The sequence below is a fragment of the Bradyrhizobium vignae genome (assembly GCF_900324035.1).
GTDB classification, from domain to species: domain Bacteria; phylum Pseudomonadota; class Alphaproteobacteria; order Rhizobiales; family Xanthobacteraceae; genus Bradyrhizobium; species Bradyrhizobium vignae.
Map to the genome: position 1 here is coordinate 2,540,925 of NZ_LS398110.1, position 13,758 is coordinate 2,554,682.

Genomic DNA, 13,758 nt, shown 5'->3' on the forward strand with positions numbered 1-13,758 from the left:
GAACGGCACGCCGGGTCAAGGTTTAGCGGGCCGCATCAGTGAGGCAAGGCCCCTACCTTCCCGGCGCTGTAATTTGCATTACATCACATCGATCGTGTCGGATGGCCGTGACGGGCTGTCGCAACGAGCTTCTCTGACATCCCGCTGTTCCCATTCTCCCCGCCGTCGCTCCGCATTGGCGCAAGAGGTCTTTGGCGCATCACAGCACGTCGGTGATGCCGCGGCTCCCGATCCTGCATTGCGGCAAATGCCAAGAGAATGTCGCCTCAAAGGCCAACTTCCGACACAGGGCCGGGGCGAATAACGGCAATCCGACATGACGCATGTGCTTCGGCGGTCACGGTCCCGACGCCGCCGGTGCATTCATTTTTTTTCAGGGAATCCTCGTGTCGCATAAGCTGGCCGCGGCGCTCCTCGCCGCTCTCTTCCTCACGATTCCATCTCTCTCCGGTGCCCGCGCCGAGCCGCCTCCGCCCGCGGCAAACAGCGCCGCCACACTCTCGCCTGACGAGGCGAAACGCGCGCTGGAAACCCTTCAAGACGACAAGAAGCGCGCGCAGATGATCGATACGCTCCGCGTGATCGCCAACGCGTCCGGTCCGCAGCAGGCAGCGCCGGAGCAAAAATCGCCGATCCCGCTCTCGGCCGACGGCCTCGGTGCGCAGCTCTTGCTCACGGTGTCGGAGGAGATCGGCGAGATCTCGAGCGAGATCGCCGGCATGGCGCGGACGCTCACGCACTTTCCGGCGTTCTATTACTGGATCATGCGGACCGCGAACGATCCCGCGGCCTATCACCTCCTGATCGAGATCGCCTGGAAGCTGGCGCTGGTGCTCGGGTGCGCCCTCGCTGCCGAGTGGGTGATCTTTCGCCTGATCCGCCGTCCGGTCGCGTTCCTGGAAGGACGCGTGCCACAAACCGCGCACCTGCCGGCACAGGTGCTGCCCGTAGCCGACCCGCCGTCATCGGTGGCCGATGTCACTCCCGCACCCGAGTTGAACAAGCGCCGCCACAGTCTTGCGCGGGTCTGGCAGGTCCTGTCACGGCTGCCCTTCGTGCTGGGGCGCCTTGTGCTCGAACTGCTGCCGGTGGTGCTCTTCGTTGGTGTCGCCACGGCGCTGCTCGGGACGGTGATCGGCGAGCCCACGACCGTTCGCCTCGTGATCCTCGCGGTCGTCAACGCCTATGCGTTTTCGCGCGGGCTCATCTGCGTGGTCCGGGCGCTGGCGGGGCCGTTCGGCCTGTTTCCGCTGCGGGCCGAGACTGCGGCCTATATCGAGATCTGGGCGCGCCGCATCGTCGGTGTCGGCGTCACCGGCATCGCCTTTGCCAATGTGGCGCTATTGCTCGGCCTGCACCGCGCCGGCTACGCCGCACTGCTGCGCATGGTGATGCTGGTCGTGCATCTCTTCATCGTCGTCATCATCCTGCAATGCCGCCGCCAGGTCGCCGACGCCATCCGCGCGCCGGCCGAGCGGCAGGGGATTGCAGCCCGTTTGCGTAACCGTATCGCCGGCGGCTGGCATTATCTTGCCATCGCACTTGATCTGGCGCTGTGGGCCGTCTGGGCGCTGAACATCCGCAACGGTTATTCGCTGCTGCTGCAATATTTCGTGGGCACCATCGCGGTGGCGCTGGTCACGCGTGTGGCCATCATGGTGACGCTGAGCCTGATCGACCGTGGTTTCCGCATCAAGCCGGAAATCCTCCAGCGCTTTCCCGTCCTCGAGATCCGCGCCAACCGCTATCTACCGCTGTTGCGCCGGATCGTATCCAGCGTGATCGCCTTCATCGGCTTCGTGGCGGTGCTCGAAGTCTGGGGTGTGGACGCCATCGTCTGGTTCTATGGCGGCCAGATCGGCGGCCGGCTGATCTCCGCCGTGGTGACGATCGGCATCGCCGTGTTTATCGCTGCGGCCATCTGGGAAATCAGCAATGCGTTGCTGGACCGCCAGATCAATGCACTGTCACGCGATGGGCATTATGCCCGTGCGGCGCGCCTGCGCACCTTCCAGCCGATGCTCCGCACCGCGCTGCTCTGCCTGATCGCAACCGTCGTCGGCCTCACGGCGCTGAGCGAGATCGGCGTCAATGTCGCGCCGCTGCTCGCGGGCGCCGGCATTGTCGGCATCGCGATCGGCTTCGGCTCGCAGAAGCTGGTGCAGGACCTCATCACCGGCCTGTTCCTGCTGCTGGAGAACACGGTCCAGGTCGGCGACAATGTCAGCTTGTCAGGGCTCGCGGGCGTGGTGGAGAACGTCTCGATCCGCACCATTCGCCTACGCGCCGGCGACGGCGCCGTGCACATCGTGCCGTTCAGCGCGGTCACGACCATCACCAATGCGAGCCGCGGCGCCGGCAACGCCTCGGTCAGCGTCAACGTCGCCTACAAGGAAGACACCGACCGCGCCGGCCAGATCCTCAAGGACATCGTCGACGAGATGCGCCGCGAACCGGAATTCCGCGCATTGATCCGCGGCGACCTCGAGCTGTGGGGCGTCGACAAGGTGGACGGCGCGATGGTGTCGATCGTCGGCCAGATCCGCTGCACCGAGGCCGGGCGCTGGCCGGTCCAGCGCGAGTTCAACCGGCGCATGAAGCTGCGCTTCCAGCAGAACGGCATCGAGGTCGCATCCGCCACCCAGACTATCCTGATGCACATCGCGCCACCGGCCGATAGCGCCGCCACTCCGACGCCGCGGCGAGTGACCGCATAAGCAATCCCAAAATTTCCGGCTTGCCTCTATCGATCCGGCCGCGTTCACTCTGGCCCCAGCCCGCGAACAACATGCGGGCGAAGAAAGAAGGGTGGGCGGGATGAACCGAGGACTCTGGGCCGGATTGCGCGGCCATGTGATGGTCGTTTGCGTATTGGTCGGATTTGCTGCCTTCGCCGGGTCGGCGGGCGCCCAATTGTCTCCGTCGCGCCCGGTCACCCTCGTCGTGCCCTTTGCGGCGGGTGGCCCGACCGATACGCTGGCGCGGATCCTGTCCGAGCGCATCGCGGGCGAACTGCACACGACAGTGGTTGTCGAGAACGTGGCGGGTGCTTCCGGCAGCATCGCCGGCGCCCGCGTCGCGCGCGCGACACCTGACGGTACCACGATCACGATCGGCCATTGGGGTACCCATGTGCTGAACGGTGCGATCCTCAAGCTGCCTTATGACGTGGTCGCCGATTTCGAGCCGGTGGCAATGATCGCGATGGGGACGCAGCTCATCGTCGGTCGCAAGTCGCTGGAGGCAAACAGTCTGAAAGAGCTGATCGCGTGGCTGAAGGCCAACCCCGGCAAGGCCACCGCCGGCACGGCCGGGGCCGGCACGGGCGCGCACGTCGCCGGTGTCTTCTTCAAGGACAAGACCGGCACCGACTTCCAGTTCGTGCCGTATCGCGGCGCAGGGCCCGCCATGATCGATCTCGTGGCCGGGCAGATCGACCTCATGTTCGACCAGGCGTCGAACTCGCTGCCGCACGTCAAGAGCGGTGCGATCAAGGCGTTCGCGGTGACGTCGCCGACAAGGCTTGCGTCTGCGCCCGACGTGCCGACCGTCGACGAGGCGGGTCTGCCCGGTCTCTACATTTCCTACTGGCACGGCATCTGGGCACCAAAGAACACACCGAAGGACATTGTCACGAATCTAAACGCGGCCATCATCGCCGTGCTGGCCGATGCGTCCGTCAAGCAGCGCTTTGCCGAGCTGGGGCAGGAGATTCCGCCACCGGAGCAGCAGAGCCCCGCAGCACTCGCCGCTTTCCAGAAGGCCGAGACCGCAAAATGGTGGCCGATGGTGAAGGCGGCCGATATCACGCCGGAATAGCGCCGTTAACTTTTTCTCGCGCGCCTGCCAGGCGTTCGCGAAAATCTCGCTGCGGTGCGAGATCACAATCGGTGCCCGAGTCTCTCCGTCCTTGATCTGGATGGCGCGCTGGCCGACAATGTGTGCGGTTCAATGTGAAGCTCCTTGGGGGAATTCGTGAATAGACCTGCCCGGGTCGTTGCCCAATCGACGTCGTCCAATTCGCAGCAAGGCATGACGCTGCTGCGCGATCCCTTGCTCAACAAGGGCACTGCTTTCACTGAAGCGGAGCGCGAGGCACTGGGCCTGCGAGGCCTCTTGCCGCCATGCGTGTTGACGATGGAGACACAGGCGCAGCGCGTGCTCACCAATCTACGCACGCTACCGACGGACCTCGAAAAATACGTCGCGCTGAACGCGCTGCATGACCGCAACGAGGCGCTGTTCTTCCGCGTCGTCGTCGACAATATCGACGAGATCCAGCCGATCATCTACACGCCGACCGTCGGGCTCGCCTGCCAGAAATACGGCCTGATCTTCCAGCGGCCGCGCGGCATGTTCATCTCCTCGCGCGATTGCGGCCAGATCGCGGAGATTCTGAAGAACTGGCCTTACCCTGCCAAGCTGATCGTCGTCACCGACGGCGAGCGCATTCTTGGTCTCGGCGATCTCGGCGCCAACGGCATGGGCATTCCGGTCGGAAAACTGTCGCTCTATTCGGCCTGCGCCGGCGTGCATCCGGAACTGTGCCTGCCGATCGTGCTCGATGTCGGCACCAATAACGAAGAGCTCTTGAACGATCCCTATTATATCGGCCTGCGCGAGCGGCGGCTCACGGGCGAGGCCTATGACAGCTTCGTCGACGAGTTCATGCAGGCCGCGCGAAAAACGTTCCCGGGCGTGCTGATCCAGTTCGAGGATTTCGCCAACCATTCGGCGTTCAAGCTGCTGCACAAGTACCGGGATGAAGCCTGCGTCTTCAACGACGACATCCAGGGCACGGCGGCCGTGGCGCTCGCCGGCCTGTTCTCGGCCCTGCGCGTCTCCGGCGGCAAGCTCAGGGATCAGCGCATCCTGTTCCTCGGCGCGGGCGAGGCGGCGACCGGCATCGCCGATCTCGTGGTCTCCGCCATGATGGCGGAGGGCGCTTCCGAGGCGGATGCGCTCCGGCGCAACTGGCTGGTTGATTCCCGCGGTCTCGTCGTCGGTGGTCGCGAAGGCCTCTCTGGCCACAAGCTCCGCTATGCCCACACCGGCCAGGCGCCGATCGCCGATTTCCTCACCGCGATCAAGACGCTGAAGCCCACGGCGATCATCGGCGTCGCCGCGGTCGGCGGCGCCTTCACGCCCGAAGTGCTCAAGACCATGGCCGAGCTCAACGAGAAGCCGATCGTATTCGCGCTCTCCAACCCGACCTCGAAGGCGGAATGCTCGGCGGAGGACGCCTATCGCTACACCGAGGGCCGCGCGCTGTTCGCCTGCGGCAGTCCGTATGATCCAGTGACGCTCAACGGCCGCAGCTTCGTGCCGCGCCAGGGCAACAACTCCTACATCTTCCCCGGCGTCGGGCTCGGCGTCATCGCCAGCGGATCGAAGCTGGTGACCGACGAGATGTTCATGGCGGCGGCCCACACGCTCGCCGACTGCGTCGGCAAGGAGGATCTCGCGCAAGGCAGTCTCTATCCGGCACTGCCGCGCATCCGCGAGGTCTCGGTCCGCATCGCGGCGGCCGTTGCGGACGTTGCCTACCAACGTGGGCTCGCCGACGGACCTGCACCCAACGACGTGAAGGCCCTGGTCCAATCCCAGATGTACGAGCCGCATTACTGAGCCATCGGGCCGACGGGTTGATCGACGCCAGAACCAAAATCCGGTCAGGCGCTGGCTCGTTCACCTCTCCCGCCTGGGAAGTGGGAGAGGGGCCGCACTTCCGTCGTTGCGCGATCAAGCCTCATTTCATTGCGCCTTAGGGGCCGTCTGTCCCGATTCAGAACAGGTCACTGTGGTGGAATCGTCACAGCTGGCGCGAAACGGACGCGGCCCCAGGGCCGCTTTTGTTCCGACAAGGTTCTGCCCTCATTGCCCACCGAAAATCCGGGCTGTTCGGAGGGGCGTACCATGTCTCGCATTGCACGTGCCGAAACTGCCCGGATTTCCCTCGCAACCCCATGCCGGCTGCTGCTTGCCGTCGCCGGCGCCGCCTCGCTCGCCGCTTGCGCGCAGTCGCCGGTCGGTCGCCAGAAGGCCGATCTGGCCGCTCCCGGCCGGCAGGCTGTGGTGGAGCGCCCGCATAGGCTGGCGGCGCTGCATCCGCATCCGACCAGCCGGGCGCGCGCTGTCGGCGGCGACGCGAAGCAGACGGCATCGCACGGCGTCGCCAGCTTCTATTCGGATACGGAGACCGCGAGCGGCGAGAAGTTCGACAAGAACGAGTTGACCGCGGCGCATCCCACGCTGCCGTTCGGCACCAAGCTGCGCGTCACCGATACCTCCTCCGGCCGCGTCGTCACCGTCAGGGTCAACGATCGTGGGCCCTTCGTTCGCGGGCGCGTGGTCGACATCTCGCCTTCCGCGGCGGAGGCGCTCGGCATGGTCGACAAGGGCATCACCAATGTCAGGCTCGAGGTCGTGCAATAAAGCGCGACTCGTCGAGACCGATGGGGTGCGCTTAACCGGCTGTTAGCGGCTTTTCAAGCATCATGGCTGCCCACATCCGGGCTTTGGGGGGAGGCGGCGCTTGAACACGATCCAGTATCTCGAAGATCAGGCCGCGCGCGCCGAGCGGCTCGCCAAACGGATCACGGATACGCTGACGATCGAGAAGCTCCTGACCTTTGCCGGCGAACGCCGTCGCGAGATCGAGGTCATCGCCGGCAAGCATCGCCGCGCCTAAAGCGCGATGAGATTTGGATCAATCGTCATCGCGCTTTAGCTTGTTGTTTACGCATGATCTTTCCGGAAAACCGCTTCGCACTTTTCCGGATCATGCTTTAGCTCTGACGAACCATGCGGCAAGCCCATCCGGGTTTGCTTCCCTGTCTGCGCAATTGAGACAATGCCCGCTCAGCTGTGGCTCTCGACGAAGTCGCTGAGGTAATCGGGTAGCTCTATGCCGTACATGTCGCAGCGCGCCTTTATCTCGCCGACGACATCGGTCGAGATGTCCTTCATCCAATGCTCGAGCGTGTTGAACGAGATCACCTTGACGGGATCGTTGAAGCAGCCGGCAACGAGTTCACCGATGGTGGCTTCAAGATCGCTACGCTCGATAGGGATTTCGGTCGCCTCGTCGCGGCGGTCGATCACCACGAAGAGGGTCTGGTCTGCGCCGTAGGGCACGACGGAAGATACGCCAGCTTCAAGCATGTGAGGTGCTCACGTCTTTGCTTCCGATCTCTGACAACGGGAAAAACCGGAAGAAGGTTCCTGCTCGCGTGCTTGTGAAGGCCGTCAGAGAAATTCTCTCAAGCGCGACAGCTCGATCACGTGTTCGGGTGAGAGTATCTCCGTGACCAGCGGCGGCTGCGCCCCCGTGCGTATCTCGTAGAGATGCCTGGTCGTCACCGGTTTCTGCATGAACGCCGAAATGCAATCGTCGAGCGTGCCTTCGAGGACCTGGTAAGGCTCCCGGTCCGGCCGTCGCTGGTTTGCAAGCGATGGCCATTTATGCAGCACCGCGAGCGCGCCGAAATCGACCTTTGAATCCCGGACGTCCCCCATCGCCTGCCTCACGCAAAGGACGGCCCCAGCACACACATCCACGTGCTGGGGCCTACACACCTATCGCTGCATCTCAAAGCCACGACCACCCAACGCGACAGCCAGGAAAAGGTTCCCGGCCGCCCGGCGCTCCTCAGCTTGCGGCGGCCGCGATCCTGCGTCCCGGGCTGTCGTGCTCCTGGTTGCTCTCGCCGCGGCTGATCTCCGGCGGCAGCCCGGCGAAGCGGCGCAAGGCCCCGGCCATCTGCACCCGGCCCGACACGCCCGTGATCACCACGTCGACCATGGTGAAGGACGAGTGGAAATGGCCGCGCGCCCTCAGCTGCTCGACCGGGACGCCGGCTGCGGCCATCGCCTCGGCATAGGCGACGCCCTCGTCCCGCAACGGATCGAACTCGCAGGTGACGACGAAGGCCGGTGGCAAGTTTTCGACCTTGCCGCGCAATGGCGAGACCCGCGGGTCGGTGCGGTCCATCGGCGAGCAGTAGAGGTCCCAGAACCAGTACATCAGCGAGCGCGTCAGGAAGTAGCCGGTCGCGTTGTCGTTGTAGGACGGGCGATCGAAGCTGCAGTCGGTGACGGGGCAGACCAGAAGCTGGCCGGCGATGTCGGGGCCGCCGCGATCGCGCGCCAGCTGGCAGGTGACGGCAGCGATGTTGCCGCCGGCGCTCCAGCCTGCCACCAGCACCGGGCCCGGTCTGCCGCCGAGCTCGGCAGCGTGCTCGGCGATCCAGCGGGTTGCCGCATACCCGTCTTCGGCAGCCGTCGGGAAACGATGCTCCGGCGCGTGGCGATAGCCGACGCTGACGAACATCATGCCGGTCCTGCGTACCATGTCGCGGCAGAACGGCTCGTCCGACTGCTCGTCGCCGAGCACCCAGCCGCCGCCGTGGAAATAGACCACGACCGGATGCGGTCCTGCCGTTGCGGGCTTGTAGACACGGTACGGCAGCGGACCGTCGGCACCGGGCAGGGTGCCGTCGACGATCTCGCCGATGGGTCGTCCGGCGGGACGGCCCTTGTTGAACTCGTTCACGAAGGCGCGCGCGCCTTCTGCGCCCATCGACTCGATCGGCGGCAGGTTGAGGGTTGCGAGCAGGTTCAGCACCAGCCGCACGTCGGGCTGCAGGCGCACCACCTCCCCATCGTTGCATTGCGCGGCGCCATCAGGGCCGGTGAGCCTGAAGCCGAGCATGCCGCGACTGACGACCTCGTCGCAGATGCTGCGATAGGGGCCGACGCCGCCGGTATAGGGCATCAGCCCCTGCACCTTGCCGGGCACGTTGGCGCCCGTGTACCAGGTGTTGGCGAGCCGGTGCAGCGTCAGCATCGAGCAGTCGGCCATGTGCCGGCCCCAGCCGGCCTGCGCCGTCTCGGTCGGCTCGATCGTGGTGAAGCCGGCGTCGCGTAACGCGGCAAGCCGATCGACCACCCAGTCGACATGCTGCTCGATCGACACCGCCATGTTCGACAGCACCGACGGGCTGCCGGGGCCCGTGATCATGAAGAAGTTCGGGAAGCCGGCAACCGTGAGGCCGAGATAGGTCTGCGGCCCCTGCGCCCAGACGTCGGAGAGCGACTTGCCGCCGCGCCCGGTGATCGGATGCACGGCGCGGATCGCGCCGGTCATGGCATCGAAGCCGGTCGCGAACACGATGACGTCGAGGTCGAAGCTGCGGCCGTTGGTGGAGATGCCGCTCGCGGTGATCGCCTTGATCGGCTCCTGGCGCAGATTGACCAGCGTGACGTTCGGCCGGTTGTAGGTGGCGTAGTAATTGGTGTCGAGGCAGGGACGCTTGGCGCCGAAGGGATGATCATGCGGCGTGAGTGCCGCGGCGGTCTCGGGATCCTTGACGGCGGCGCGGATCTTCTCGCGGATCAGGTCCTGGACGATCTTGTTGCCGTCGACGTCCACGGCCTGGTCGGCCCAGAGCTGCGTCAGGATGTGGACGAGATCGCCGGCGGCCCAGGCACGTTCGAACCGCTCGCGACGCTCGGCATCGCTCAATTGCCAGCTCACGACGGTCTGTTGCGGATAGGGCACCCCGGCCATCGACTGGCGCGCCTGTGCGCGATAGGTGGCGCGGTCGCTTTGCAGGAGGCTCATACGGTCCGACGGCGGCGGGCCGTTATGCGCGGGCAGCGCGAAATTCGGCGTGCGCTGGAACACGGTCAGATGTGCGGCTTGCTCGGCGATCAGCGGGATCGACTGGATCGCGGACGAGCCCGTCCCAATCACGGCGACGCGCTTTCCCGCGAGATTGACGCCGTCATGCGGCCAGCGTCCGGTGAAATAGACCTCGCCCTTGAAGTCCTTGACGCCGTCGATCTCCGGCGGCTTGGGCGCGGAGAGGCAACCGGTGGCCATGATGTAGTGACGGCAGGAGACCGGTGCGCCACTATCGGTGGTGATGAGCCAGCGCTCGGACGCTTCGTCCCATCTGGCTTCGGTGACCCTGGTCTTGAAGCGAATGTCGCGCCTGAGGTCATAGCGGTCGGCGACGAAGCCGAGGTAGCGCAGGATCTCGGGTTGGGTCGCGTATTTCTCAGACCATGTCCACGCAGCCTCGAGCTCCGGATCGAAGGTGTAGCTGTAGTCGATCGTCTGGATGTCGCAGCGCGCGCCCGGATAGCGGTTCCAGTACCAGGTGCCGCCGACATCACCGGCCTCTTCGAGGCCGACCGCCGAGAACCCTGCCTTGCGCAGGCGATGGAGAAGATAGAGGCCGGCAAATCCGGCGCCGACCACGGCGACATCGACCTGCTGAGCGGTTCCGCGCTCGTAGGAGGCACGTGTGGCAACCATCGCGTCAGACATGGCATTCCTCCCGTGTGTTTTGTTTGCCGGCAGGCTATCGCCGCAGGTTCAGCTTGTCATTACAGCAAGTGCAATCCTAGGGTGGTCGTTTGCGGCGGCATCGTGACGCGCGAATGTTGCGGCACCACACGCACCGCGATGCACAATGGCCGTGATAGCACGGGGTAATCAGACCGCATCCTTGCGTGTATGCTTGCGCTTACAAGCCACGCGTACCGGCTGGGCGTCATGATTGAGTTGAGTGAGCGCACCAAAGCGAACATGGACGTCGTCCTCGAGGAGACGTGCCGGCAACTGCCGCATGGCGGCGATCACGACAGCCGCAGGTTCATCGCCGAGCGCCTGATCGAGGCGGCGCAGTCCGGCCATTCCACGCTCGGCGAGCTCGGCATCATCGCGCGCCGCGCGCTGGCGGAGCTAAAGGGCAAGGGCAGATAGGCGCGGGCGAGGCTTGCTTCGCTGACGGCTCTGGACATAACCTGCCGGGCCCCTCATCGAGATCTTGCGAAGATGCGGTCCTTGCTTGCACTTGTTGCGGCTTCCGCAGTCCTGTGTTGCGCACGGTCGGCCGCGGCTCAGCCGGTCGGACAATTTCCATTCGCGTTGACGCGTGAGGGGCAGATGCTCGGGGCCGTGGAAGGCGAGGTGGCGTCGTTCAAGGGACTGGCTTACGCGGCGCCGCCGGTCGGCGCGCTGCGCTGGCAAGCGCCTCAGCCGACGACCGAAAGTTCGGAGATGCGCACCGCCTACGAGTACGGCGCGCCGTGCCTACAACCGTCGCTGCCTGAGGCGAGCGAGGATTGCCTGACGCTGAACGTGTTCCGTCCCTTCGGGGTCGACGGCCCTTTGCCGGTGATGGTGTTCGTCCATGGCGGCGGCTTCGTCACGGGCACCGCGAACGATCCGCTGTTCGACGGCGCCAAGCTGGCGCAGGCGGGCCTCATCGTGGTCACCGTGAATTATCGCCTCGGCGCACTCGGCTGGCTCAGGCACCCCGCGCTGTCGGATGACGGCTCCGGAAATTACGGCCTGATGGACCAGATCGCCGCGCTGCATTGGGTGCGCGACAATATCGCGGCCTTCGGCGGCGATCCTGATAACGTCACTTTGTTTGGCAGCGATGCAGGCGCGACGTCGATCGCGCTGCTGATGCTGTCTGCGCAAGCGCGCGATCTCTTCCAGAAGGCCATCCTGCAATCGGTGCCCGGCCGCGCGCGCCTCCGCTCAGTGCAAGAGGCGGAGGCCGTGGGCCGGCAGTTCGTGGCCGCGCTCGGGCCGAAGACAGATTTGCGCGCAACCGAGCCGCGGCGCCTGCTTGCCGCCGAAAAGCATCTGCTCGGGAAAGCGCCGCGCAGCTTCGCGCCGATGATGGATGGACGTCTGGTGACCGAGGACCTTGCCACAGGCTTTGCGGCCGGACATCAAAGCCGCATTGCTCTGATCATCGGCTCGAATGAAGACGAGGCGGGTTTTGACAATGAGTCCGATATCAAGGAGGAGCTTGCATCGTCCGGCATTGCCAGCAGTGAACTGCGCCGGCTCTATCCCGATCTCGTCAGGCCCTCGGATCTCGCGGCGAGGTTCTACACCGACAATGTCTTCTCGGAGCCGGTGCGACTGCTGGCCCGGCTGCACGCGGCAAGCGGCGCGCCGACCTTTCGCTACCGTTTCGCCTATGTGCCGGAGGCGCGGCGCGCGAATCCGGAAGCCGGCCACGGACGGGAGTTGCAGTTCATCTTCGGTGCGGAAGGCGTGCCCGGTGCAGGCATCTTGTCGCGACGTGATCGCGCGGTCGCAAGCCGCATCCGCGCCTACTGGATCAATTTCGCCAGGAGCGGCGATCCCAATGGTCCCGACCTGCCGCGCTGGGACGGCGCGAGCGGCGATCGCCTGCTGCTGATCACGAACGATGGCATCGCGAGCGGAGACGATCCGTTCGCGGAGCGTCTCGATCGGCTCGCAGGTGATGGCAGGAAATGAGCTGGATCTAAGCCGCCAGCTCGACGCGGGGCGCCGGGCTCAGCCGGTCTTCCTCCAGATAATCGATCGCGCCGTCCTTCTCGACGGCATAGAACTGCTGGCCGTCCCTGGACTTGAAGGCGGCCCGCACGACACCGCGGCGGCCCTTGTCACTGTTGACGACGTCCCCCAGCGCAAACTTCCTCATCTCACGTCTCACTTGTCTTCAGGCCGACTGCTTCGGCCATGTCGGGATTCTGGGCGGCAAATCGTTAACGACTTGCTAACCATGCTGCTTTGCCTATGCTCACCGCAGATCGTGCGGACAGCTCGCACGCGCCTGTTGTCAACGAGACGAGCCCCATGACGCGATTTCCGACCCTCTTCCTGTCGCATGGCGGTGGCCCCTGGCCCTTCATGGAGGACCGGCGGGTGCAATATGTCAGGACCGCCGAGGCGTTCGGCCGTCTGCCGCAGCTTCTCCCGGAGAAGCCGAAGGCCGTGCTCGTCATCACCGGACATTGGGAGGCCGATGCCTTCACCGTGTCCACATCGCCGCATCCGCCGATGGTCTACGACTATTACGGTTTCCCCGAGCATACCTACCACCTCAAATATCCTGCGCCGGGCAAGCCCGAGCTCGCCGCGCAAGTGAAGGCGCTGCTCAAGCACGCGGGCTTCGATTGCCGCGAAGATCCCAATCAGGGGTTCGATCACGGCACGTTCGTGCCGCTCGGCCTGATGTATCCGAACGCCGACATGCCGATCGTGCTGCTGTCGCTGAAGTCGAGCTATGACGCGGCCGAGCACGTCGAGGTGGGGAAGGCGATCGCGCCCTTGCGCGACCAAGGCATTCTGATCATCGGCAGCGGGCTGACCTATCACAACATGCGCGGCTTCAACCGGCCGGAGTCCAGGCCGGTCTCGTATGATTTCGAGGCCTATCTGAACGAGGCGATCAGCAACCCGGATGCCGCGCGCCGCAACGCGATGCTGGTCGACTGGGAGAACGCTCCCAGCGCACGTCTGGCGCATCCGCGGGAGGACCATCTGCTGCCGCTGATGGTGGCGGCAGGTGCCGCGGGCAGCGACGTCGGACGCCGCGTCTTCGTCGACGAGGTCGCCAATGTGGCGATGGCATCGTATGTGTTTGGCGGGTGACTCTTCCTTCTCCCACAAGGGGCGAGGGTATCAGTCCTCATCCATATCTTAGCTTCATCACCAGGATGCCGCCGGCGAGCAGCATGGTGATGGCGTTGGCGGCGACCAGCGGCGCATCGCCGGAGAGCAGGCCGTAGAGCAGCCAGAGCGCCAGGCCCAGCACCATGACCAGGAACATGTCGAGCGAGATGTCGCCGGTCGAGCGGGTCTTCCACACCTTGATGGCCTGCGGCGCGTAGGCCGCGGTGGTGCAGGTGGCGGCGGCAAAGCCGATGAGCTTGATCACGAGGGGTTCCATGCCG

At 65.1% G+C, this 13,758-nt stretch carries 13 protein-coding genes; 8 read left to right on the top strand and 5 right to left on the bottom strand.

Features of this window, described 5'->3' with window-relative positions:
• Positions 1 to 386 precede the first annotated feature (386 nt).
• From BRAD3257_RS12330 to BRAD3257_RS40265, 5 genes are all read left to right on the top strand, one after another.
• A complete protein-coding gene (locus BRAD3257_RS12330; RefSeq protein WP_122406513.1) occupies positions 387 to 2,717 on the top strand; it encodes a mechanosensitive ion channel family protein in 2,331 nt (776 codons plus the stop codon).
• Between the two features lie 100 nt (positions 2,718 to 2,817).
• Positions 2,818 to 3,819, top strand: a complete 1,002-nt coding sequence (locus BRAD3257_RS12335) for a tripartite tricarboxylate transporter substrate-binding protein (protein WP_122402057.1) — start codon at positions 2,818 to 2,820, stop codon at positions 3,817 to 3,819.
• A gap of 156 nt (positions 3,820 to 3,975) precedes the next feature.
• On the top strand, positions 3,976 to 5,628 hold the full coding sequence (locus BRAD3257_RS12340; RefSeq protein WP_122406514.1) for an NAD-dependent malic enzyme: 1,653 nt from the start codon (positions 3,976 to 3,978) through the stop codon (positions 5,626 to 5,628).
• A 288-nt stretch (positions 5,629 to 5,916) separates the two neighbouring features.
• Positions 5,917 to 6,435 (top strand): septal ring lytic transglycosylase RlpA family protein, encoded by a 519-nt coding sequence (locus BRAD3257_RS12345; protein WP_122402058.1) that lies wholly within the window; start codon positions 5,917 to 5,919, stop codon positions 6,433 to 6,435.
• Positions 6,436 to 6,535: 100 nt separating this feature from the next.
• Entirely contained in the window at positions 6,536 to 6,691 is a 156-nt protein-coding gene (locus BRAD3257_RS40265; RefSeq protein WP_164934324.1) for a hypothetical protein, read from the top strand.
• Positions 6,692 to 6,861: 170 nt separating this feature from the next.
• Here BRAD3257_RS40265 and BRAD3257_RS12350 read toward each other — a convergent pair whose 3' ends face one another.
• The 3 genes from BRAD3257_RS12350 to BRAD3257_RS12360 all read right to left on the bottom strand — a co-directional run bounded on the left by BRAD3257_RS12350 (position 6,862) and on the right by BRAD3257_RS12360 (position 10,336).
• Positions 6,862 to 7,164, bottom strand: a complete 303-nt coding sequence (locus BRAD3257_RS12350; RefSeq protein ID WP_122402059.1) for a hypothetical protein — start codon at positions 7,162 to 7,164, stop codon at positions 6,862 to 6,864.
• Between the two features lie 84 nt (positions 7,165 to 7,248).
• The gene (locus tag BRAD3257_RS12355; RefSeq protein ID WP_122406515.1) at positions 7,249 to 7,518 is read right to left on the bottom strand and encodes a hypothetical protein; all 270 of its coding nucleotides are present in this window, start codon (positions 7,516 to 7,518) and stop codon (positions 7,249 to 7,251) included.
• A 133-nt stretch (positions 7,519 to 7,651) separates the two neighbouring features.
• Complete coding sequence (locus BRAD3257_RS12360; RefSeq protein ID WP_122402060.1) at positions 7,652 to 10,336, bottom strand: flavin-containing monooxygenase; 2,685 nt, start codon at positions 10,334 to 10,336, stop codon at positions 7,652 to 7,654.
• A gap of 189 nt (positions 10,337 to 10,525) precedes the next feature.
• Between BRAD3257_RS12360 and BRAD3257_RS12365 the strand changes: the two genes are divergently transcribed.
• Together BRAD3257_RS12365 and BRAD3257_RS12370 are read left to right on the top strand one after the other, a co-directional pair.
• Entirely contained in the window at positions 10,526 to 10,774 is a 249-nt protein-coding gene (locus BRAD3257_RS12365) for a hypothetical protein (protein WP_122402061.1), read from the top strand.
• Between the two features lie 72 nt (positions 10,775 to 10,846).
• Positions 10,847 to 12,316: a carboxylesterase/lipase family protein gene (locus BRAD3257_RS12370; RefSeq protein ID WP_122402062.1), complete on the top strand. Its 1,470-nt coding sequence runs from the start codon at positions 10,847 to 10,849 to the stop codon at positions 12,314 to 12,316.
• Between the two features lie 7 nt (positions 12,317 to 12,323).
• Here the strand turns inward: BRAD3257_RS12370 and BRAD3257_RS12375 are convergent, their stop codons facing one another.
• Positions 12,324 to 12,503 carry a hypothetical protein gene (locus tag BRAD3257_RS12375; RefSeq protein WP_024339659.1) on the bottom strand — a complete coding sequence of 60 codons (180 nt, stop codon included), beginning with the start codon at positions 12,501 to 12,503 and terminating at the stop codon, positions 12,324 to 12,326.
• 155 nt (positions 12,504 to 12,658) lie between these two features.
• Here BRAD3257_RS12375 and BRAD3257_RS12380 point away from each other — a divergent pair, with 155 nt between their 5' ends.
• On the top strand, positions 12,659 to 13,456 hold the full coding sequence (locus BRAD3257_RS12380; protein WP_122406516.1) for a DODA-type extradiol aromatic ring-opening family dioxygenase: 798 nt from the start codon (positions 12,659 to 12,661) through the stop codon (positions 13,454 to 13,456).
• A 37-nt stretch (positions 13,457 to 13,493) separates the two neighbouring features.
• Here BRAD3257_RS12380 and BRAD3257_RS12385 read toward each other — a convergent pair whose 3' ends face one another.
• Positions 13,494 to 13,754, bottom strand: a complete 261-nt coding sequence (locus tag BRAD3257_RS12385; RefSeq protein WP_122402063.1) for a SemiSWEET transporter — start codon at positions 13,752 to 13,754, stop codon at positions 13,494 to 13,496.
• Between the last annotated feature and the right edge of the window lie 4 nt (positions 13,755 to 13,758).